At 35.6% G+C, this 22985-nt stretch carries 14 protein-coding genes and 1 pseudogene; 9 read left to right on the top strand and 6 right to left on the bottom strand.

The window, feature by feature from the left end; genetic code table 11:
* The first annotated feature begins 105 nt into the window (after window positions 1-105).
* On the top strand, window positions 106-612 hold the full coding sequence (locus ACIQ0D_RS04435; protein WP_395803358.1) for a DUF4251 domain-containing protein: 507 nt from the start codon (window positions 106-108) through the stop codon (window positions 610-612).
* A gap of 10 nt (window positions 613-622) precedes the next feature.
* Here ACIQ0D_RS04435 and moaCB read toward each other — a convergent pair whose 3' ends face one another.
* Together moaCB and ACIQ0D_RS04425 are read right to left on the bottom strand one after the other, a co-directional pair.
* A complete protein-coding gene (gene moaCB, locus ACIQ0D_RS04430; RefSeq protein ID WP_395803357.1) occupies window positions 623-1573 on the bottom strand; it encodes a bifunctional molybdenum cofactor biosynthesis protein MoaC/MoaB in 951 nt (316 codons plus the stop codon).
* 277 nt (window positions 1574-1850) lie between these two features.
* A complete protein-coding gene (locus tag ACIQ0D_RS04425; protein ID WP_395803356.1) occupies window positions 1851-4469 on the bottom strand; it encodes an outer membrane beta-barrel protein in 2619 nt (872 codons plus the stop codon).
* Window positions 4470-4788: 319 nt separating this feature from the next.
* Here ACIQ0D_RS04425 and ACIQ0D_RS04420 point away from each other — a divergent pair, with 319 nt between their 5' ends.
* The 4 genes from ACIQ0D_RS04420 (at window position 4789) to ACIQ0D_RS04405 (ending at window position 9049) form a co-directional block, all read left to right on the top strand.
* Window positions 4789-5835, top strand: a complete 1047-nt coding sequence (locus ACIQ0D_RS04420) for an aldo/keto reductase (protein WP_395803355.1) — start codon at window positions 4789-4791, stop codon at window positions 5833-5835.
* Window positions 5836-5853: 18 nt separating this feature from the next.
* Entirely contained in the window at window positions 5854-6669 is an 816-nt protein-coding gene (locus ACIQ0D_RS04415; RefSeq protein ID WP_395803354.1) for an SDR family oxidoreductase, read from the top strand.
* Window positions 6670-7875 (top strand): mannonate dehydratase, encoded by a 1206-nt coding sequence (uxuA, locus tag ACIQ0D_RS04410; protein ID WP_395803353.1) that lies wholly within the window; start codon window positions 6670-6672, stop codon window positions 7873-7875.
* Window positions 7876-7966: 91 nt separating this feature from the next.
* Complete coding sequence (locus tag ACIQ0D_RS04405) at window positions 7967-9049, top strand: formylglycine-generating enzyme family protein (protein WP_395803352.1); 1083 nt, start codon at window positions 7967-7969, stop codon at window positions 9047-9049.
* A gap of 273 nt (window positions 9050-9322) precedes the next feature.
* Here the strand turns inward: ACIQ0D_RS04405 and ACIQ0D_RS04400 are convergent, their stop codons facing one another.
* From ACIQ0D_RS04400 to ACIQ0D_RS04385, 4 genes are all read right to left on the bottom strand, one after another.
* The gene (locus tag ACIQ0D_RS04400; RefSeq protein WP_395803351.1) at window positions 9323-10453 is read right to left on the bottom strand and encodes an efflux RND transporter periplasmic adaptor subunit; all 1131 of its coding nucleotides are present in this window, start codon (window positions 10451-10453) and stop codon (window positions 9323-9325) included.
* A 44-nt stretch (window positions 10454-10497) separates the two neighbouring features.
* Window positions 10498-14853, bottom strand: a complete 4356-nt coding sequence (locus ACIQ0D_RS04395) for a CusA/CzcA family heavy metal efflux RND transporter (RefSeq protein ID WP_395803350.1) — start codon at window positions 14851-14853, stop codon at window positions 10498-10500.
* A 553-nt stretch (window positions 14854-15406) separates the two neighbouring features.
* Window positions 15407-18289, bottom strand: coding sequence for a tetratricopeptide repeat protein (locus tag ACIQ0D_RS04390; RefSeq protein ID WP_395803349.1), 2883 nt, complete (start codon window positions 18287-18289; stop codon window positions 15407-15409).
* Between the two features lie 42 nt (window positions 18290-18331).
* Entirely contained in the window at window positions 18332-19000 is a 669-nt protein-coding gene (locus ACIQ0D_RS04385; protein ID WP_395803348.1) for an N-acetylmuramoyl-L-alanine amidase, read from the bottom strand.
* Between the two features lie 114 nt (window positions 19001-19114).
* Between ACIQ0D_RS04385 and ACIQ0D_RS04380 the strand changes: the two genes are divergently transcribed.
* From ACIQ0D_RS04380 to ACIQ0D_RS04365, 4 genes and pseudogenes are all read left to right on the top strand, one after another.
* Complete coding sequence (locus ACIQ0D_RS04380; RefSeq protein WP_395803347.1) at window positions 19115-20338, top strand: DUF5009 domain-containing protein; 1224 nt, start codon at window positions 19115-19117, stop codon at window positions 20336-20338.
* A gap of 199 nt (window positions 20339-20537) precedes the next feature.
* Window positions 20538-20837: a DUF485 domain-containing protein gene (locus ACIQ0D_RS04375; RefSeq protein ID WP_395803346.1), complete on the top strand. Its 300-nt coding sequence runs from the start codon at window positions 20538-20540 to the stop codon at window positions 20835-20837.
* A gap of 25 nt (window positions 20838-20862) precedes the next feature.
* The gene (locus ACIQ0D_RS04370; protein ID WP_395803345.1) at window positions 20863-22443 is read left to right on the top strand and encodes a sodium/solute symporter; all 1581 of its coding nucleotides are present in this window, start codon (window positions 20863-20865) and stop codon (window positions 22441-22443) included.
* Window positions 22444-22498: 55 nt separating this feature from the next.
* Window positions 22499-22985: pseudogene (locus ACIQ0D_RS04365) on the top strand (selenocysteine synthase); the annotation flags it as partial.

Below are 22985 nucleotides of genomic sequence, written 5' to 3'. Positions count from 1 at the left end.
CTACTTGTCTTTTGACGCTTCCCTCTGGTCGGTGTTGTCACCGTACCAGCCAGTCTTTCTCTATTTATAGCATGGTTTTTGCTTGTATTTCTAAAATAAAGGACTATGAAAAGTAAAATTTATTACATCAGTACTTGTCTTCTAATGCTTTTTGTGATTTTATCCCATTCTATTCAAGCACAAACGCGTCAGGAAAAAATGAAAGCAGGATTAAAGCGCCTGATTGAAAGTAAAGATTATGTTTTCCTTGCTGAGTCGGCAACGCCACTTTCCGGTTCGCTTATAAGACTTACATCCATATATTTTTTGAAAATCAATAAAGATTCATTAGATAGTCATTTGCCCTATTTTGGTGTTGCTTTTAGAGCACCAATGGGAACAACTGAAAGTCCTTTGAGTTTTACTTCTACCGACTTTGATTATTCAATGAAGGAATCTAAGAAGGCTGGTTTTCAGATAAAAATACGCATTAATAAACCTTCAGATCCAGATTTGATGATGCTTTCCGTGTCTAGTTCAGGATATGCAACCTTAACAGTTAATAGTATGCACCGACAGTCAATTTCCTTTTATGGAGAGCTGGTTTCCCGTGAATTTTTAGAAAAGAAATAGTTTTAGGAGATTAATGCCCTTCACCTTCTATCATTTTACGTGCATGGAACACTCCAGGTAAAATAGCCTCTAATGATTCTCTAGCACCCTTAGGGCTTCCCGGAAGGGTAATAATCATACTTTTTCCAATGGCACCAGCAACAGAGCGACTCATCATCGCTAATGGAGTACGCATTTGTCCGAAGTTTCTCATAGCCTCCGTAATTCCATCTGCATCACGCTCAATAATTTCTCTTACGGCACTTACGGTATTATCTCTGGGACCTAAACCTGTTCCGCCCGTGGTGAAAATAAATTGGATATCATCAGCTACCCAAGCTTTGATTTGCTTTTGAATAGACTCTTTATCGTCGGGAAGGATTTTATAATGTAAAACAGAGGCATTCGCATTTTTAAGCATTTCTGTGATTAGGATTCCGCTTTGATCTTCACGCTCACCCTTTGCTGTGGAGTCGGAGCAGACTAAAACCGCACAAGTAGGAGTGTATTCTAAATGGCGATTACGATCACTTTTCCCACCTTTTTTATCTAATAAACGGATATTTCCGATTTCCAATTGAGTATCTACAGGCTTGAGCATATCGTAAATTTCGAGAGCTGCCACCGAAACCGCCGTTAAAGTTTCCATTTCAATACCAGTACGGCCGATGGATTTAGCTTCACCAAGAATAACAATTCCAGTTCTTTTTAGTAGCTCTTCAGATAAAAGCTCTGAATGGAGGTTTTTATCAATAAAGTTAAATGTAAAATCCATGCCATCAATAGTTACAGGATGGCAGTGGGGAAGGAGTTGTGGAGTAAGCTTTGCACCTAAAAAACCCGCAGCACGCGCCACATCAAATAAATTACCTTTCGGAAGTTTATTGGATTGGATTAATTCAATACTTGATTCGGAACAAAATATAATTGCAATAGCTTTTGCACTGCGTAGGGTAATCTGTTTGTGACTGATATCGCGCATTTGAATGGTAGTTTTTCTCTAAACCAAAGTTAATGTTTATGAGATAAGAATGCTAAAAATATGTCTGAACTATGATTAATTTGATTAGGATGATTGCTAGAGACCTATCTGCCCAGCCTGATAACTCATAACTCATAACTGACAACTGACAACTGATAACTGTTAACTGATAACTTCCAACCGATAACTGACAACTGATAACTGACAACCAATTTCATTAACTCAGGGCACAATCATCTAACCATCTAACCAACTAACCATCTAACCAACTAACTAACTAACTACTCCTCCCCCCAAACTTATTCAATCTTAAGTTAAACGAAAGCATAAAATACCTTCCAAGGCGGTTTACTTGTCTGTCGATGATGATATTGTCGAATACATCTCTTGAAATACCAGTATTTTGATTGAAAATATCAAAAGCTTCAAATCTAATGGCACCAATATTGGCTTTCATGAAGCGATATTCAGTATATAATCTTAAAATAGTAGGATTTCTAACGATTGAATTGTCAAATCCAGTATTGATCGTTTTTCGTAGGTCGTAGCCCAACGTTAGGTCTTTGAAGAAGTAATTTCTTCCTCTTAAAACGAATTGAAAGGTATTAGTCTTACGATCAGCGAAGCTTTCTTGTGAGTATTTGGTAGTATTAATCGAATAGGATGTCTCTAGTTCAACATCTATAATATTCTCAATATCAACCTCAAACTCTAGTTCCTGCTGCACTACCAAGTTTTTAGCAATATTTTTAGCCTGATCAATAAAGGCTACGTTATTATTTAAAGATCCACGCCCTGAGTAGGTTATGGTAAATTTACGCTCAGCAAAAGGTACACCGTAAGAATAGTCGCCTTGGGCGGTATAAAAACCGTTAGTATTGATATAGCTTGTAACCTGGTTAATGGTATTTGGGACTTGTATTTTAGTAGTAACAATTTTATTTTGAGTCTGATTGAAAGCTATATTAGCATATAAAATATGACCCTTATCCCAATCCGACTGATTATATCTTGCATTGAATGAATGAACAAATTCAGGGTCTAGGTCCGGATTTCCAGTTATTGTATTTTGCAGGTTGGAATTATCGGTTATAGGTTGCAATTGTAAAAAGCCTGGTTGGTTATTTCTACCCCAATAGTTTACTTGTAATGCTTGCTGCTTCGAAAACTTATAGGATAGTCGCGCCGTAGGTATAATATTGAATGTCTCATTTCTAGTATCAATACCTCTGCTTATATTTCTACCTTCCAATAGTGCCGGTTGGGCATTTACTCCTAAAGTATAATTGAATTTATCTTCAATAAAGCGATAATTTAATCCGAAACGATTTGTTGTAAAGGAATATTCATAATCATTACTCAATTCTGGATTGAAGGTAGAAACTGAATTGAGCACATCATTTGTCTCACGGTTTGTATTTGTAATTGAGTAACTGCGACTATAACTTAGCTCAACATAATTCTTAGGTGCAATGGGTTCCATATAGGAAATATTGGCCCATAGAGATAAGTTATCATTTACATTATCGATTAATTGATTTTGAAGTCTCGTTGAATCTCGTCCGTTCTGAGTGATTAAATAATTGTTTAAGACATTTCTAAAATTTTGACCATCAGAGATGTTAAAATTACCTCTTAAACTCATGCTACGACCTTTTTTAGCAAACCTATGGTTATAAAATAAGTTAGTTGATAAATTCAGGGATTTAGCATCAGTGCCCGATTCATTAGTTCTTTCTGTAATTAAAGCTTCTTGTTCGATATCAAATAATCCAGAATTATTAGAATTGTTATCGTTAAAGGTTAGACGTGGCGAAAGTTTAAAATAATTCAATGTATCAGGTTTATACTCGAAATTCCCTGTTAATTCATGGCTAAAATTAGTACTACTATTATTAGTAAAAGCATTTTCACTGCGGGTGAAGTTTTCTAGAAAATTCTGTGTAAATGTTTTTGTAAGGGTGTTATTACTTCTATTGCTAAAGCTGTATGCAGCATCAGCCGAATATTTCTTGCCCCAATCATTACGGTAATTGGTATTAAAAGCTTTGGTAGTGGTTATCCCGTTTGCACCTCCTCGAGTATTCGAATTATTAATTGTTCCGTCAAATGATATTTGTTGATCATTTTTGAAGGTATTTGCTCTGATATAATTGTTATAACGATCTTCATTTCCTCTTCCTGTTGACATTCTAACGCTATAACCCTTCTTTTTATCTTCTTGAATTGTTAAATTCAATATTTTCTCAGGCTCGCCAGTTTTTATACCAGTTAGCCTTGCCTGATCACCGTAGTCGTCAATAAATTGAAGGTTTTTAATAATATCGGCAGGTAAATTCTTAATCGCAGTTGCTACATCAGTCCCAAAGAAATCCTTTCCATTGATCCTTATCTTTGTTATCGCTTGTCCTTGGTTCGTTACATTTCCATCTACATCAACTTTTACTCCGGGAAGCTTTCTAAGTATTTCATCTACAGCATCTCCCTGTCTGACAGGGTAAGCAGCCGCATTAAATGAAACGGTATCTTCTCCAATTTTTATAGAAGTAACTGCACTTATTACAACTTCATTTAAGGTATTGCTAGAAGTTTTTAAAGTGATAATTGGTATATTTAAGGTGTTACCTGATGTGATTTTATAGGTCTTCATGAAGGTTTCAAAACCTAAAAAAGCAGCTGAAAAATTAAATTCAGGCCATTTTACATTATTTAAAGTGAAGGCACCATCAATATCTACAGCTGTAGCAATACTGTCTTTACCCCATTTTAGCTTGATCAATGTTCCTGTTAGTGGTATTCCAGTGCTATCATGAACCATTCCCTTTACCGTATAATTTTGAGCAAAAAGTTGTGAACTCGAGAAGATAAAAAGAAGAATGATAATGAGTCTTTTCATAGATTTTTTTGACAGGAATAGATTAAAGATATTCCTGAGTCATGTAACAAATATTTGCGAATATACAGACTTATATGCCTCTAAATGGAATACTAATCTTAATGTTACATTGTTATCATTTTAGTTTGATCGACCTGTTCAATCAGATTTGAATTAAAAAAGCCAATTCTTTTACCTTTAAATTATTAACATATTATTGGATCGTTATAAATGATTAAAAAATGCTAAGAATTGAATTCATTTGAAAATTAATTTAAATTCGAATTATATTTTGTTTCACTAGCTCAGCATTAAATAGCTCCATTTTTGCATCATACTCATGAAAAAACCTCATAATTCCTTTTATAATGCTCCCTTTGTGGTCGATTCATTTAATGAAATGCCATATCGAACTTTGGGAAAATCGGGGTTGAAAGTGTCGAATATAGGCCTTGGGACCTGGAAAATGGGTTATGATAAGCTAGGAGATGGTTCCCGCATTAGTGAAAAAGTATCTTTTCAGATTTTTGATCGAGCCATTGAATTAGGAGTGACGTTTTGGGATACTGCCAATAGATACAATAATGCATCAGGAAATAGTGAGCGCATAATTGGGAAATGGTTTCAAAACAATCCTGAACAACGCCGAAATGTAGTACTTGCTACAAAAATGGGAGGTACGATGGATGGATTAACGCCGAACCATTGTGGTTATTCGCGTTTAAATATTATGGAGGCTGTTTACGCAAGCCTTGAACGACTCCAAACAGACCATATTGATCTTTTATATTTTCATACATTTGACCTCAATACTCCTCCCGAAGAGAGTCTTTTGGCTATTGAAGACCTTGTTAAACAGGATCTTGTCCGATATTTCGCGGTATCAAACTTTAAAGTTGAGCATTTAGAAACTTATCAAATTGCTCAACAAAATTTATCCTCTCGTAGTCGTATTTTAGCAGTTCAAAATCAGTTTGACCTTCTTGATGATGAAAATTCCAACTTTTCAGGTGTTCGTAATTATGCACAAAAAAATGACCTATCTTTTATCGCTTGGAGTCCGATGGCTAAAGGATTGCTAAGTAATAGATATCTGGATTTGAAAAATGTTGGACCCGGCGACCGACTTTTTGACGAAGGAGAATTAGCTGCCAAGACTAGTCCCGAAAACATGGAAAAGCTCCATAAACTTGCTAAGTTGGCCATTTCATTCAACATAGAATTGAGCCAAATGGTGATTGCTTATATGTTGAATATGAATGGAATGGGACCAATAATTGCGTCTTCCTCAAACCTTCAACAGCTAGAGTCGAATGCAACTGCAGGAAAAATTAAGCTTAATGATGAGCAGATTAAAATGATTAGTGAAATTGTAAATATTGATTAAAAAAGATCTTAAATAGATATGAATGAGTTTTCTTTAAGTGGTAAAGTAATAGTTGTTACGGGCGGGACAGGTATTTTGGGTAATTCCTTTATCAATGGAATAGTTGAAGCAGGTGGAACTGTTGGAATTTTAGGAAGAAATGTGGAAGTGGCTAATGAGCGTGCCAATGCTATTAATAAAGCGGGTGGTCATGCCATTGCACTTATTGCCGATGCCATGGATGAAGCGCAGTTAATAGACGCTAAAAACAAGGTTTTAGATGCTTTTGGGAAAATTGATGGTTTAGTAAATGGGGCAGGAGGTAATAAGCCGGAAGGAGTACTTATGCCCGATCAAGATATTTTTAAAATGAATTTGGAGGGAATGAAGAAAGTGATGGACCTTAATACTTGGGGGACATTAATTCCTTCACAAATTTTCGGTGAAGCCATTGTACAAACTGCCGAGAAGGGGAGCATTGTCAATATTTCATCTATGAATTCAAAACGTGCTATAACTCGTGTTTTGGGCTATAATATGGGAAAAGCGGCAGTTGATTGTTATAATCAATGGTTTGCCGTAGAGCTCGCAAATCGTTATGGTGATCGTATTCGTATGAATGCCCTTGCGCCTGGTTTTTTCCTGACTGAACAAAATAGAAATCTCCTTACTAATCCTGATGGAACCTTTACCGAGCGCGGTGAAAAAGTAATCAGAAATACACCTTTTAAGCGTTTTGGTCACCCTGACGAACTGAAAGGCGCATTAGTCTGGCTTTTAAGTGATGCTTCCAAATTTGTTACGGGCTCAATGATTTGTGTTGACGGTGGATTTTCAATTTTTGGAGGTGTTTAAATGAGTGTTAATTATTCAATTACAGGTTCTTACGGAATGCAACAAACCATGCGTTGGTATGGCCCAAATGATCCAGTAAGTTTATCAGATATTTTGCAAGCAGGATGCTCAGGGATTGTAACAGCACTTCACCACATCCCAAATGGCGAAATTTGGCCGATAGCCGAAATTGAAAAGCGGAAATTAGAAGTTTCAAATGCTGGCTTAATTTGGAGTGTTGTTGAGAGTGTTCCAGTTCATGAACATATAAAAACCCAACAAGGTGACTTTCAGAAATATATCAATAATTACAAACAAAGTATCCGCAATTTGGCTTCTTGTGGGATAAAAATTATCACCTATAATTTTATGCCTGTGCTCGATTGGACACGTACCGATTTAGCATTTGTTGTTGAAGATGGTTCTAAAGCCTTACGTTTTGAAAAAGCTGCTTTTATTGCCTTTGATCTATTTATTTTAGAGCGTCCGGGGTCAGAAACAGATTATTCTGAGGATGAAATTGAACGCGCTAAAATCCGCTTTAGCGAAATGAACGCTAGTGAAAAGGAGTTACTTACCCGAAATATTATTGCGGGTTTACCTGGGAGTGAGGAGAGTTTTACCATTACTCAATTTCAAAAAGCATTAGACACCTATCAAGGAATTGATGCAAGCAGATTACGAAAAAATCTGATTTATTTTTTACAAGAGATTATTCCAATAGCTGATGAATGTGGTGTAAAAATGGTGATTCATCCAGATGATCCACCTTATTCGATTTTGGGGCTTCCGAGGGTGCTTAGTACGACATCCGACTTTGAAGAATTGATTTCTGCAGTGCCTTCACTAGCTAACGGACTCTGTTTCTGTACAGGATCATTTGGGGTAAGGACTGACAATAATCTACCCAAAATGATTGAACAGTTTGGAGATCGCATTAATTTTATCCATTTAAGAAGTACAAGACGAAATGAATTTGGCGATTTTTATGAGGACAATCATTTAGATGGTGACGTTGATATGTATCAAGTAGTGAAGCAATTAGTGAAAATATCTCAAGCTAGGAAGGTATCAATTCCTATGCGCCCAGATCATGGTCATCAAATGTTGGACGATCTAAAAAAGAAAACTAATCCTGGTTATTCGGCTATTGGGCGCTTGCGAGGGCTTGCTGAGTTAAGAGGACTGGAATATGGGATTATAAAAAGTTTTGCGGATTCAGCTTGATGCTTCTCAGATCCGATTTAATCGATTTTCCTTGGAAATATCATTGAAATTTTGTATATTATTGTTCTTGATTTTACCTTTTTTCAAAAGAATGAAAAAGCATCTATTAAATTATCTTATTATTTTTATAGCTCTTTTCGCGGTTTTAACATCTTGCGGACCAGCAACAAGCCCTTCCGATGAGCAGGAGGCAACACCAAAGGCAATTGGTTTAGATCAAATTTCTTTTAATGGTGATACCTCCAAAACCGGAATGGTAATGATACCAGAAGGTACTTTTATGATGGGTGGAGATAATCAACAAGCTTCACCAGATGAATATCCTAAACATAAAGTGATGATTGATAGCTTTTGGATGGATCAGCATGAAGTAACTAACGATCAGTTTGCAAAATTTGTGGAAAGTACGGGTTATTTAACCACCGCCGAAAGAAAACCAGATTGGGAGGAATTAAAAAAACAATTGCCTCCCGGGACTCCTAAACCTGATGAATCATTATTGGTTGCAGCATCGCTGGTATTTACGCCTCCAACTCAGCAAGTAGATTTAAACGATTATTCGCAATGGTGGACTTGGGTTCCAGGGGCAAGTTGGAAGCATCCTGAGGGTCCTGGAAGTGATATTACGGGCAAAGGAAATTATCCAGTTGTTCATATCAGTTGGGACGATGCTATGGCTTATTGTAAATGGGCTGGCAAGCGACTTCCCACAGAAGCTGAATGGGAATATGCATCTAGAGGTGGATTGAATAATAATATTTATCCATGGGGTAATGAGCATATAAATACGGGTAAAGCTAAAGCAAATACTTGGGAAGGAACCTTCCCAAATTCTAATACAGCTTTTGATAAATTTACAGGCTTAGCGCCTGTAAAATCTTTTGCTCCCAATAGCTATAAGCTTTATGATATGGCAGGAAATGTTTGGGAATGGTGTGCTGATTGGTATCGCAACGACTATTATTCAACAGTTAATAGTCCGAATGGAATTAGAAACCCTTTGGGACCAAATGATAGTTTTGATCCTGATGAACCTTATACCCCTAAAAAGGTCTCTAGAGGAGGTTCTTTCATGTGTAATGATTCCTATTGTTCAGGTTATCGATCGGCAAGACGTATGAAAAGCTCTCCTGATTCTGGAATGAGTAATTTGGGATTTAGATGTGTTAAGTAGAAATATTAAGATGAAAATGAATTATAAACCCACTTTTAATATTTTTCTAAGTTTTATTTTAGTTTTAGCTGTATCAATATCATCTTGTAATGCAGGTGAAAAAAAGAAGTCTGCGGAGACTAAGACAGTAGCAGTTAAGAATAACACCAAAGTCAAAAAATCTTGTTGCAGCAGTAAACCTAATAGATTTACAAAAAACTAAATTTCCTACCATTTTCATGGAATTCTTAAAAAGAGATATGTTCACAAAAAACACATCTCTTTTTATTTTATTTACTCTTCTGATTTATTTTTCAAGCTCATTAAAAGGGTGTATGCTCCTTTTGTGACTAATTGTTTGTCTTTAAAAGTCTCTGCGTTGATAACTTCAACAAATCCATTTTCAATAGTACCTATTTTTATAGGGGTCATTTCAAAGCTATTATTGCTCTTTTTAACAAAAATATAGTCAGATCCCTCAAAATTAAGGATTGCTTCTTCGGAGATTGCTAATTTCCGATCATTTTTCAATTGAATTTCAGCATTCATGTACATTCCTGGTGCCAAACTTTTATCCGCATTTTCAAAATGGCATTGTACTTCTGCAATGCGTTCTTCAGATAAATCTCTACTAATCAGGCTGATTTCGGCAGCATATTTTTTACTTGGATCGGTATTCGAATAGGTAATTAGCTTTTGTCCGATAGCAAGTTGGTTTAAATCTTTCTCAAATATTTTAAGATTTAAATGAATATTAGAGGGGTCAATTAATTCAAAAAGTATATCTGATGGGTTTACAAATTTACCAATGTTCACATTTACATTGGATACAAATCCATTAATTGGTGAATAAATTTTAATAGTGCTTGTGATGTTATTGTCAGTGATCGACTCAGGTTTTATGCCAATCATTTTTAATTTTTGCTCCAGCGAATTCAATGCAATTCGAAGTGTATTGTATTCCATTTGAATTTGCTGAAATACCTTATCGCTACTAGCTTTGCTCGCATTGAGCTCTTTTTGGCGCTCAAATTCAGATTTGCTATAAACTAATTTTGCCTTTGTGGTAAGGTAATCTTGCTGCATTTGGATGTATTGCTGATCCTCCATAATTGCAATAACATCTCCTTTTCTAATTTGTAATCCAGGTAATAATTTGGTCGATTTTAAATAACCTCCCAAAGGTACACTCACCGAAATCATATTCTGAGGTGGTACGTCAATACTGCCATTTGCGGTAATAAATGAACCAATTACTTTTTCTTCCAGTTTAGAGAATGAAAGTTTGGCTGCATTCAATTGTTTTTCATTAAGCACAATTACATTTTCTGTGACATTGCTAGCCTCTGTGCTTGTTTCTTGCTCTGTGCCAGATCCGCATGCTGTAATCAAAAATGCGAAGGCGATTAGGTATATATTTTTCATTTATTTATGTTAAAAATGATAGATAATCTTTGTTTAAAACGATTTTATTTTTCTTGATGACTTAGGTAATTAATCTGTAAAACGCTTTCGTTAAGTCCCCTTATCAAATCAAGATGATTATTCTGAAGTGTAAAAACTTGATTATTCAACATTACCCATTCTAAATAGTTTATTTCTCCATTGATAAATTGATTATAAGACGATTGTCTGATTTTTTTCGCTTCAGGAAGAGAAGATTCCTCAAAATATTTAAGTGTTTCATTGTAGGTTTTAAATCGCGACATAGCACTTAAATATTCGGTTTCTACCGTACTTTTCTGTATTTGAAAATTGTTTTCAGCCATCTTTTCTGATAGGATAGAGGCATTTACTCTTGCTTTTTGGGCAGATGTAAAAATCGGTACTCCTATTCCTAAAAATGCTGATCCAAAACGCCTCGAACTAGGGTAATATTGATCATCTGCACCTGTTCCCCTAATACTAGCATTAAAATATCCTAAGCTTAATTCTGGCAAAAACCTCGATTTTTCAAGCTTCGTATTTGCCGAAGCAATATTTTTTTGCTGTTCAGCGATTTTCAAGAGTGGATGCTTCGCAAAACTTTGATTATCAAGCGAATAGAAGGTTGGGATTAAAGACGGCATCGGTGCAGGCTCCATTCTGTTTTCTGTATTTAATAGCAGCTGAAATTGCAATTTTGCCAATTCAATTTCTTCTTGTAAAGCCCTGAGCTGCAAGAAGATACTTCCTCTTTGGGTTTTGGCAGTAGCACTTTCTAAAACATTGCTTTCACCTGCTTTAAAACGTAATTCAGCTTTTTCTTGAAAAACAATGTATATGCTATCGGCCTCCTTTAGTAATCGCTCTTTTTCTTTTAATATGAGGATAGAATAGTACAATTGACTTACCGATTTTCTGATTTCTGATTCTTTTAATGCAATACTTAAAACAGACGATTTCCATTCTTCATTCAATAATTTTCTCTGGTTTGAATAAATTGTTGGGAAGCTAAAAGATTGGGATAAGCCGAAGCGACTATCGGTATAAATGCTATTAATTTGTCCAAATTCGCTACTCAATGTCGCCTGATTGATATTATTAGCAGTTTTAATCAGCTTTTGATTGTACTCAGCCTTTAAAATCTCATTTTTGACACTTCGATTATTTTTTAAGGCTAAATCTATTGCTGTTTTTAAATCAACTTTTTCTTGTGCATTAACATTTGATAACCCTAATAAACAGAGAATTAATAAAGCTGTAGCCGTTTTTTTATAAGTTTTAAGTGTTGAGGTTCCTTCAAAAAGAATATAAAGTATAGGCAAGACAAATAAGGTAAGAAGGGTAGCAATCATTAAACCACCAATTACAACGGTTGCTAATGGTTTCTGGACTTCAGCACCGGCGCCATTGCTTAATGCCATTGGGAGGAAGCCTAATGAAGCTACAAAAGCAGTCATTAATACTGGGCGTAATCTGGTTTTTGTTCCTTTTAAAACTATTTCTTTTAAATCATTTAAACCAGATTCTTTTAGTCGGTTGAACTCTGCTATTAGTACAATTCCGTTTAGAACTGCTACACCAAAAAGTGCAATAAAACCAATTCCAGCACTGATGCTAAAAGGCATGCCTCGCAGTGCCAAAAAGTAAATTCCCCCAATTGCCGACAATGGTATGGCGGTATAAATAATCAATCCTTGTTTTATCGAATTGAATGCAAAAAACAAAAGGATAAAAATTAATGCGAGTGATACAGGAACGGCAATCATAAGTCTTTGTTTTGCAGCATTTAGGTTTTCAAAAGCACCTCCATAAGTGATAAAGTATCCAGCTGGTAAATTAATCTGCTTGTCTACTTTTGTTTGTAATTCGTTAACAATGCTCTGCACATCGCGTCCACGCACATTAAAACCAACAACAATTCTGCGCTTTGCATCCTCACGTTGTATTTGATTGGGACCGTTTTTAATTTCTACGCTGGCTAATTGATGGAGGGGGATAAAGGTGCCTTGCGGACTAGGAATCAATAAATTTCGAACATCGTCGAGGTTTTTTCGTTTGTCTAAATTTAATCGAACCATTAAATCGAAACGCTTTTCACCTTCAAATACTAATCCTGCACTCTGGCCAGCAAACGCAGAATTAACTACTCTATTGATATCAGAGATATTCAAATTATATTGAGCAATAGCATCCCGATTATAGTCTATAATTATTTGAGGCATGCCTGTTATGGCCTCAACATAAAGGTCTTGGCTACCTTCAACACCATTTACAATTTTGCCTAATTTCTCAGCATATTTTGATAAAGTGTCTAAATCCTCACCAAAAATTTTGAGTACAACATCCTGTCTTGCACCGGTCATGAGTTCGTTAAAACGCATCTGGACTGGATATTGGAAGCCGACCGTGATGCCAGGAACATCTTCGAGCGCTTCGCTCATTTTTGTAGCCATTTCATCAAAGGTTTCGGCATTAGTCCATTCACTTTTATCCTTCATGATGACCAATAAATCGCTGGCCTCCATGGGCATAGGGTCTGTTGGAACCTCTCCACTGCCAATTTTTGTGACCACTTTTTCTACTTCCGGAAATTTTTCTATTAAAATTTTTGCTGCCTGGGTGGTACTTTCAATTGTGGTTTTAAGGTTACTTCCAGTTAATACACGGGTCTCTACTGCAAAGTCTCCTTCCTCTAAGGCTGGAATAAATTCGCCACCTAAATTGGAAAGAATGATAATAGCCGCAATAAATAAGGCAGAAACAGTTCCTAAAATGATTTTAGGTATTCTCAATACTTTTGTTAATTGTTGCTGATAGAATTCCTCTACTCTAAACATGATTCTATCCGATAAATTAGGCTGATGCTTTATTTTTTTGCTCAAAAACCAGGCACTCATCATAGGAATATAGGTTAAAGAGAGTATAAATGCTCCTAGAAGGGCAAATGCGACTGTCTGTGCCATTGGCTTAAACATTTTACCTTCTATGCCTTGAAGTGTAAATATGGGTAGGTAAACGATTAAAATGATTATTTGTCCGAAAACTGCACTGTTCATCATTTTGCTCGCCGACTTCTTCACTTCTCCATCCATTTCAGGCTGTGTGAGTCGCTTCACTATTCCAAATTTCTTACCAAGTGCTAATTGATGCATTACAGCCTCTACTATAATCACGGCTCCATCCACAATCAAACCGAAATCTAAGGCCCCTAAACTCATTAAATTCCCACTCACTTTGAAGGTATTCATCAAAATAATCGCGAAAAGCATGGATAAGGGGATTACCGAAGCCACTAAAAGACCTGCTCTGAAATTCCCAAGAAACAAAACCAAAATGAAAACAACAATCAATGCTCCTTCAATTAAGTTTTTTTGTACCGTTGAAATGGCATTATTTACCATTTTTGTCCGATCAAGAAAGGGTTCAATAATTACTCCCTCTGGCAATGTTTTTTGAATCAGTTCAATCCGGTCTTTTATATTCTTAATGACTTCGCTGCTATTAGCATCTTTAATCATCATCACTACAGCACCTGATACCTCTCCCTTATCGTTAAAAGTCATAGCTCCGTAGCGAGTTGCATGGCCTATGTTAATTTGAGCTACATCACGAATAAAAATTGGGTTTCCCGACTGGCTACTTTTGATGTTTATTTTTTCGATATCAGCGATGTTGCCAATTAAACCTTCAGATCTAACAAATAATACAGTAGGGCCTTTTTCAATATAAGCACCACCCGTATTTTGATTATTGCGTTCTAAGGCATTAAAAACATCGTTTATTGTTAAATTGTAGGATTGTAATTTATTAGGATCGACCGATATTTCATACTGCTTTAATTTACCACCAAAGCTGCTTATCTCTGCAACTCCCTCAACACCAAGTAATTGTCGGCGAACAATCCAATCTTGAATGGTTCTTAATTCGGTAGCATCGTATTTTTCTTCATAGCCTTCCTTGGGTCTGACTACATATTGGTAAATTTCACCTAACCCAGTAGAAATGGGGCCTAATTCCGGATTTCCAATACCTGGCGGTATTTCTGTCTGCACTTTTTGAAGTCGCTCAGCCACTTGCTGCCGCGCCCAATAAATATCTACATCGTCCTCAAAGACAATGGTTACGAGTGATAAGCCAAATCGAGAGAAACTTCTTATTTCTTTCAGACCTTTAATATTACTATTAGCCTGCTCAATTGGGAAAGTTAAAAGTCGCTCAATATCAGTAGCGCCAAAAGAAGGGGCAACTGTTATTACCTGGACTTGATTATTTGTGATATCAGGAACAGCATCGATAGGTAGTTTGGTGGCTTCGTAAGAACCATAACCAATAAGACCTAGGACAAATAATCCGATAATGAGTTTGTTCTTTACAGAAAACTCTATGATAGCATTAAGCATAAATTTTATTAATAAATTATCTAAAAAATTATAATTGAGACAAAAAGTATTTTTTATGAATCAATATTCAATCTTTTAGCAGGATTTTGGCGGCTGCCAGATATTAGAAAGGTAGGAGGACTGGAATTTATGATCATTAAAAATCTTGTATGTTTTTAATGTCTTAGCGAACGGCTTGTGTAATTTTGTAGTGCTAAAATAATTAATAAAAGATATACTCAAGAGGTGCAGAGAGCCTTCACTTGATTTGAAGGGTAAACGCATATCCTTTTCGTAATCTGCATATTTTATGTCATTATTTGAATAATGCATAGATAAAAAGCTCCAAAATGTTGTGCCTTCGTTCAAGCTTTTATGTTCCTTAAAATGTTCCAATAAAAATGGAACCTTCAAGATTTGATAAAACTCTGTACTTGAGATTAAAAACGAAGAAATAAGAAGTATGGATATCAACTTTTTCACGAATTAAAAATACAAAAATCTTTCGTGAATTCTAATTTATCAATTAATATGCCTCTATATATCATAAATTCACGTCAAAATTCAATTTTAGTTAAATTTTCATGTTTTTAATCTGATTTAATCTTGATTTTAAGTCCTCAGCTTTTATTTTAAGTCCTTCATTTTCATAGCATTCAACTAATTTTTCAATGGCTTTTAAATGGAAAGGATTAGCGGCAATTACCTTTTCTAGCTGCTCAATTGACCCTTTTTTATCAGATTTTGCTTCATCAAGAATTGCCAAAGTATAAAAATATTCAGCCATGAAGTATGGTTCTTCTCTTTTGTTAGTAAGTGTTAATACTTCATCTGCTTGTGTAATTTTCTGATTTGAAATTAACAAGCGTGCTAATCTCAATTTATCTAAATCACGTAATGATTTGGGCTTCACAGATTTTAAGTAAGACTCTGTGCTATCCATTTTGCCCATTTCTTGGTAAAATTCAGCAATTCTTAGATTAAAATCGGCTCTAGAATTCCCCGAAGCAGTCAAAATTCGTTGCGCTTCTTTTATCGTCAAAATCGCCCTTTCATAATCTTTATTTTTAAAAAGTGCGTCGGCATAAAGATTTCTAAATTCGTAATTTTGTGGCTTCTGTTCTACAAGTTCTTTTAGCATATTTTTAGCCATTTTATCGCCTAATTCTGACCTAAGTGCTGCCGAAAAGGCCAAAGCATCATTCCTTTGATCTCGTAGATAAGTGGAGATTACAGAGGCATTTTTAGCATAATTATCTGCTGATTGAATAGCTTCGGGAATCATACCATAGCTTTTATAAACTTCTCTTAAATTTCTATTGATATCGGCTAATTCTTGATAATCATCTTCCAGTCCAAATGCTTTGTTCAAATAAAATATTTGATCATTTTGGGATTTTTGTTGATCAATTTTCTTAGCAAGAACCTGATTAGCACGTAATTCGGCATAAGTCACATAGATTGGCGCATATTTCGGATTGATTTGCTCTGCTTTTTGAATCCAATTTTCTGCAGAACCGAAATCATTGTTCTCCATGCTTAAAAATGCCTTAGCAAGAAATGCAGGTAGGTATTTAGAATCATAATTTAAGGCAGTATCTAAATGTGCGCTTGCCAATTCCTTGTTTTTTTGTTTTGAAGCATTGCTCAAATTGATATAAACTTGTGCCCAATTAGTCGCCATTGCTTGTTTATTACCCGCCAAATAGGCTCGCTCTTTTTTTATTAATTGGTCGAGAAATTGATACATTTTCGGATCTTTTTTCATCAGATCTGAGCTTGTGTTCATCGATTTAAAATCCAATGGGTGCACCTTAATAGGTTCAAAATAAGCAGGATAGGTCTGAGCGAAATATTCACTTTCATTATTCTGAGAATAATAATCAAGCGTACGTTTCTCGGTCATCGCTTGATAATATAAGGCTCTTATTGCTCTATTTTCTGAATCGCTAAGCACTCTTCCATGGAATAAGTGAACATATTCATGTAGGATTACATTTCGCTCCATAAATGCTCCTCTTTCTACATATTCGATGGCTGCTGCGCCACTGCCAACACCTCTAATATCCATCCATTGACGGTTATCAAATGTTGTCATAAATCTAAAATAGGGCGCATTCATGGTCACAGCTAAATCTTTATGCAATGGGGGAATACGAAATGAATTATTCTGCTTGGAAAGGAATGGGAAGTAAACCACAGAAGTATAAAGCTGATTCCAAGCCATGGCTTTTACAGCATCACCAGGGAAATAATCTACATCAGGAAAAACCTTTTTGAAATTCTCTAAATCGCTGATTTTTGTTTTGTTTAGCTCATTTGTAATTGAATCATAAGTAGATAGAAAAGAAATTCGCTTCGATTTAATTACTGCTGAAAGTCCGTTATGTGCCGGACCATAATGTTTTTTATGTTCTAATATATTTCTGAAAATATGCTCTGCGGAGTCTAAACGGGTTTTCCGGTCAAGATCATATGCTGTATAATAGATAGATGCTTTGTGTAAGTCGGGTAGGATAGACTTGGGGTACTTTTCCTTGACTGAATTGGTGTAGGCTAAGGATTGTGCTATTTTATTGTCTCGGACAAGCTCATCACTTTTTTCTAGTTCTTTGCGAATTTGATCATCATCTTTTTCGGCATAATCAGCATAAGTTAAATTGGTATGCCCATTTCCCCAATGCCAATGCGTTTGATAGTGTAATGGGTTAATGCTCAATGCGATATCCCATTGATTTGCCATGTCGTTTAGCAGGCGGGCATCAATTTTACGCCAAATGGCATAGCCATAATAAAAGCGAGCATCGGCATTAAAAGGGTCGATTTCAAGCGATTTTTGAAGTGGTGCAAGAGCTAAATCAGCCTGCTGATCCCAGAAATAAGCATCTGCTTCCAAAAGGTAGGCTCCGGCGCTATTGGGATTTAATTTCAGTGTTTTTTTTGCTATTTCTAAAGCTTCTGGGTATTTTTTCTCTAAAATTCGTATGCGACCCAGCATTAATTGTAATTTCTCGGAGGATTTATTTTTGATGGCATTTTCTAAAAGGGAAGAGGCATTGCTTAATCGCCAGGCATGCATTTCCAAAATAGATTTTAGATAAATGGCCTGTTCATTTTGTTTGTATTGAACTAAAACCTGATTAACATGCTTTTCAGCTGTTTTAAAATCATTATTCAAAATGAGGTAATTAGCGAGTAAAAGTTCTTGTGCAGGATTGCCCTTTTTTAATAAATTAATGCCTTGCAAAGCCTCCTGCCACATGCCTAATTCTAACATTCGTTCCAAAAGGGCTATGGGGTCACCCGACTTTTTTGATAGCTCTAAACTTAGCTCTTGTTTCTTTTTATTTAAACCTTGCTTAATGAGTAAAATGCTATCTGGGTGAATGGTTTGAGCGATTAGTATTGTGCTATTAAAGGAGAGTATAATTGTAATCGTTATTAAAATCTTTTTCATTATTAGATGTAATAAAGCATGAAATTTATCAAGAAATCCTATTTATTTCTTTATCGCTCCTTTAATATTTAAATCCTTAATTCGTTCTCTGATTTTTGTCATAAACTCATCTCCAGGATCGCTTTTTATGGTCAAATAATTCGGGTCTGTTTCTTTGAATAACGGATGACCAATAAAACTCTGGTATTCATGATGTCCAATCACATATTCAATATTATATTTCTTTTTCAAATAGCGTATTAGCGCTTCATTGGCATCTAATTGTTCTTCAGTTAATAAGGCATTACTGCCTCCTACATTTTCTACACCAATAGCGCAATAATTTAGTCCTATAACGTGACGTGCAAAGGCTGTTTCGGGTAGCTGCCTAAAAATCATGCCATCGCGGTCGACTAAAAACTGTGCAGCAACATTAAGACTGCTGGCTCCAGCGATGCCTTTTCGTGCTCCGGGAAGTACTGCCGGATTCATTGCATCAAATGATTGTTCTAATGTTGGAATAGCGGTCCAATGTAAAACAATCATTCTCGGAATAATAGTAGCTGAGTCTTGAATAATACCATGTCGCTCTTTTAAATATTGAATAGACAGTTTCTTTCGCTCTTCATCAAAAACCACTGGCTTATTAAAGGTTCTAAATGTTTGTGCATAAGAGTATCCAGAAAATATGATTAATCCGAAAAGTAGTATTGATCTGAAGCCGATTTTCATGACGATTATATTATTTTCATAAATGTAGATAATCTTCAAGTATTTATTAAATCGATATTGCTATTTTAGATGATGAATTTTAATAATTAAAAATAAATATTTTCTTTTTTAACAATGAACTCCATTCCCACAGAAATTCATCAATCAGCAGCTAAAAGTTTATCGCAGCGTATTGACTCAATCGATATCCTTAGGGCAGTTACCATGGTTTTGATGATTTTTGTGAATGATTTTTTCACTTTAACTAATATTCCAGACTGGTTGAAGCACGCTCCTCGAGGAGTTGATGGAATTGGTTTTTCTGATGTTATTTTTCCAGCTTTTTTGTTCATCGTGGGACTTTCACTACCTTATGCCATTGAACATAGAAGACTAAAAGGGGAGTCAACCACCCAAATTCTAAAACATGTTTTATTTCGAACATTAGCACTATTAACCATGGGTGTTTTCTTGGTTAATGGAGAAACAATCAATAACGAGGCAAGCGGAATTAAAGCAGGAACTTGGTTTCCAATGGTTTGTTTATGTTTTATATTAATTTGGAATAAATATACCTCGAAAACATCTGCGCTTTTACAATCTATCCTTCAATATTCAGCAATTTTGAGTCTTTTGATACTTGCTTTCTTTTATCGCGGAGGCGACAATGGAGATGCTCGATTTGAAGCGCATTGGTGGGGTATTCTCGGATTAATAGGCTGGGCTTATCTTGCTTCGGCTTTAATCACTGTATTTGCTAAGAATAATGGATATGTTTTATTGCTGGGATGGATCTTCTTTTGTGCTATAAGCATTCTTAATAAATCCGATTTATTTCCAAAATCCGATTTTTTTCAGTATATTCCTGGTACAATTAAAAGCGGAACCTTGGTCGCGCTTACCATGGGAGGCGTTCTTTCTTCAGTCATTTTTAGGTATTTTGTATCTAAAAATGCTAATTTAAAGCTCATTATATCCTTTATTTTAAGTTCAATTGCTTTAATTATTCTCTCATTAATTACTCGTCCCTATTGGGGGCTCTCAAAATTGGGTGCAACACCGGCATGGTTGTTTTTATGTTCTGCAATCACTTTATTAGCCTTAATTTTGATTTATTGGATTGTTGATGTTTTGCGTAAGGGAAAATACTTTAATTTTATCAAGCCAGCTGGCACAGATACTCTTTTATGTTACCTCATTCCTTATTTTTTTTATGGGATGTATGTCTTAACCGATTTTAAATTGCCTGAAATTTTTACAACAGGAGGGATAGGTCTATTAAAATCCTTTTTGTTTGCATTATTGTGTGTTTTTATCACCAAGAAATTAAATTCAAGTGGAATTCGATTGAGAATCTAGTTTGAATTGCCCCTCTAAATTCTACTTGAAAACGTAACGTTTTTGTGTTCTTTCAAAAGATTCATCATGAATTTGTAATAATTCATTTTTTTTTCATAGAATTATAAAATGATAGAGCCATTTAAATTGCTAAGTCAGATAAATGATTTTATTTTTTAATTAATTATATAAACTGTTATAAATCAATATTTTACAAATTATGGATAGTGCTAAAACACATGAAATTTTAGAAAGTGCTGAATTTAAAAAGTTAGTAAAAACTAGGTGGAATATATCACTCTCTTTCACTTTAGTAATGTTAGTTGTTTATATAGGCTTTTTATTAGTTGTTGCTTATGATAAAGAATTCCTAAAAATGCCTTTAGGCGATTCAATTAACCTAGCCATTGTGGTAGGCTTGGGAATCATTTTCTTTTCTTGGCTCATTACAGGCCTTTACGTGTATTGGGCAAATAACTACTATGATGCTGATGTCCACGAAATCAAAAAAAAGCTATAAATTTTAAATTTTACTCACACATTATATGTCTTTAAATTCACTTCTTCAGGTAAACCCAAGCGGAACAGCTTCCACTTTGGGTACTGCAAATCCAGTTTCAATAGCGATATTTTTTCTTTTTGTAGCTGTTACACTTTATATCACTTATTGGGCAGCTAAAAAAACAAAAACAGGCTCCGAATTTTATGCTGCAGGGCGTAATATATCAGGTTTCCAAAATGGCTTGGCACTTGCCGGCGATTATATGAGTGCGGCTTCATTTCTTGGTATTGCTGGGATGGTGGCTACAAAGGGTTATGACGGACTAATTTACTCGATTGGTTTTCTTGTCGGATGGCCATTGATTATGTTTCTTGTTGCTGAGCCTTTACGTAATTTAGGTAAATATACTTTTGCGGATGTAGTTGCATTTCGTCTAAAACAAAGACCTATTCGTATAGCAGCTTCTGTAGGATCTTTATTAACCATTTCATTTTATTTAATTGCGCAAATGGTTGGTGCAGGGAGTTTGATTAAAACTCTATTCGGATTAAATTATGAAATTGCAGTTGTGGTTGTTGGTGTGGTGATGACTATGTATGTATTATTTGGAGGTATGCTTGCTACAACATGGGTGCAGATTATTAAGGCAGTCTTATTACTATCAGGAGCAACCATGTTGGTATTATTAGCACTTGCACAATTTAATTTTAGTCCCGCAGAACTTTTCCAATCAGTTAAAACCCAATACGGAGCAGATATGCTCGCTCCTGGAGGATTTATCACTAATCCATTCGATGCTTTATCTTTAGGGTTAGCATTAATGCTTGGAACGGCTGGTTTGCCACACATTTTAATGCGTTTCTATACCGTTCCTGATGATAAGGCGGCTAGAAAGTCGGTATTTGTTGCGACTGGTTTTATTGGTTATTTCTATGTTTTGACCTTCTTTATCGGATTTGCAGCCTTAGCCTTAGTAGGTAAGGATGCCATTTTAAGCTTAGATAAGGGAGGAAATATGGCTGCCTTACTTCTTGCTGAAAATACAGGAGGTAGTGCATTCCTTGGTTTTATTGCTTCAGTAGCATTTGCTACTATTTTAGCGGTAGTTGCCGGATTAACATTGTCTGGTGCTTCAACTATTTCACATGATTTATATGTCCACGTTGTTAAAAAAGGTATTTCTGATGAAAAAGGGGAGATAAAAGTCGCAAAGCGTGCTACCATTTTCTTAGGTGTGCTTGCAGTGGCATTAGGACTGATGTTTAAAGGACAAAATGTGGCCTTCATGGTAGGATTAGCCTTTTCTATTGCTGCAAGTGCAAACTTCCCAGCTTTATTAATGTCTATCATTTGGAAGAAGTTTACTACCCAAGGTGCTGTTTGGTGCATGGTTACTGGTGCTGTTTTATCTCTTGTTTTGATTGTTATCAGTCCAACAGTTTGGGTAGATATTATGGGTAATGAAGTCGCTATTTTTCCACTTAAAAACCCAACTATCGTATCGATGACAGCGGCATTTGTTGTGGGGATAATTGTTTCGCTTGCAAAACCAGAGAAAGCAGCTGCAGACTTATTTGAAAGTGAAAAATTGAGAACTTACCTCGGTCATGGCTCAGAAAAATAATGGATGTTTGATTTGATTCAAGCTGTTTAAAATTTTATAATAAATAAATATAACTATGAAACGTAGAGACCTCATAAAGGGTTTAACAGTCCTTCCTCTAGCAGGAGGAGTGCTTTCAGGCGCAAGTGCAAATGCTTCAGAAGTAGCAAGTATTGCTTCCACGGCAGCAAAAAGAGATTTATTTAAAGAATTAGGGATCCGCACATTCATCAATGCGCGTGCTACACTAACATTCATGACTGGTTCTTTAATGCAGCCTGAAGTGATTGATGCAATCAATAATTCTTCAAAAAGATATTGCATGTTAGATGAGTTGCAAGATAAGGTTGGAGCAAAAATCGCTGAATTATGCCATGCAGAAGCTGCAACGGTAACTTCTGGTGCATTTTCTGCAATTATGCTTGGTACTGCTGGTGTACTTTCTGGCTTAGATGCTAAAAAAGCAGCGATGATACCTCATTTGGAGGGTTCGGGCATGAAAACTGAGGTTATTCTTCAAAAAGGTCATGATATTGGTTATTATCAAGCGATGAAGAACTGTG

The sequence above is a fragment of the Daejeonella sp. genome (assembly GCF_044342615.1).
Lineage (GTDB): Bacteria > Bacteroidota > Bacteroidia > Sphingobacteriales > Sphingobacteriaceae > Daejeonella.
Note: the sequence above shows the minus strand (reverse complement) of the source record. Positions and strands in the feature narration are given on the sequence as shown.

Excerpts from the sequence above, each read along its gene's own strand:
- ACIQ0D_RS04385 (WP_395803348.1), bottom strand. The coding sequence starts at position 19,000 with ATGAAAATCGGCTTCAGATCAATACTACTTTTCGGATTAATCATATTT.
- ACIQ0D_RS04435 (WP_395803358.1), top strand. The coding sequence starts at position 106 with ATGAAAAGTAAAATTTATTACATCAGTACTTGTCTTCTAATGCTTTTT.
- ACIQ0D_RS04420 (WP_395803355.1), top strand. The coding sequence starts at position 4,789 with ATGAAAAAACCTCATAATTCCTTTTATAATGCTCCCTTTGTGGTCGAT.
- moaCB (WP_395803357.1), bottom strand. The coding sequence starts at position 1,573 with ATGCGCGATATCAGTCACAAACAGATTACCCTACGCAGTGCAAAAGCT.
- uxuA (WP_395803353.1), top strand. The coding sequence starts at position 6,670 with ATGAGTGTTAATTATTCAATTACAGGTTCTTACGGAATGCAACAAACC.
- ACIQ0D_RS04390 (WP_395803349.1), bottom strand. The coding sequence starts at position 18,289 with ATGAAAAAGATTTTAATAACGATTACAATTATACTCTCCTTTAATAGC.
- ACIQ0D_RS04370 (WP_395803345.1), top strand. The coding sequence starts at position 20,863 with ATGTCTTTAAATTCACTTCTTCAGGTAAACCCAAGCGGAACAGCTTCC.
- ACIQ0D_RS04405 (WP_395803352.1), top strand. The coding sequence starts at position 7,967 with ATGAAAAAGCATCTATTAAATTATCTTATTATTTTTATAGCTCTTTTC.
- ACIQ0D_RS04395 (WP_395803350.1), bottom strand. The coding sequence starts at position 14,853 with ATGCTTAATGCTATCATAGAGTTTTCTGTAAAGAACAAACTCATTATC.
- ACIQ0D_RS04415 (WP_395803354.1), top strand. The coding sequence starts at position 5,854 with ATGAATGAGTTTTCTTTAAGTGGTAAAGTAATAGTTGTTACGGGCGGG.
- ACIQ0D_RS04380 (WP_395803347.1), top strand. The coding sequence starts at position 19,115 with ATGAACTCCATTCCCACAGAAATTCATCAATCAGCAGCTAAAAGTTTA.
- ACIQ0D_RS04400 (WP_395803351.1), bottom strand. The coding sequence starts at position 10,453 with ATGAAAAATATATACCTAATCGCCTTCGCATTTTTGATTACAGCATGC.
- ACIQ0D_RS04425 (WP_395803356.1), bottom strand. The coding sequence starts at position 4,469 with ATGAAAAGACTCATTATCATTCTTCTTTTTATCTTCTCGAGTTCACAA.
- ACIQ0D_RS04375 (WP_395803346.1), top strand. The coding sequence starts at position 20,538 with ATGGATAGTGCTAAAACACATGAAATTTTAGAAAGTGCTGAATTTAAA.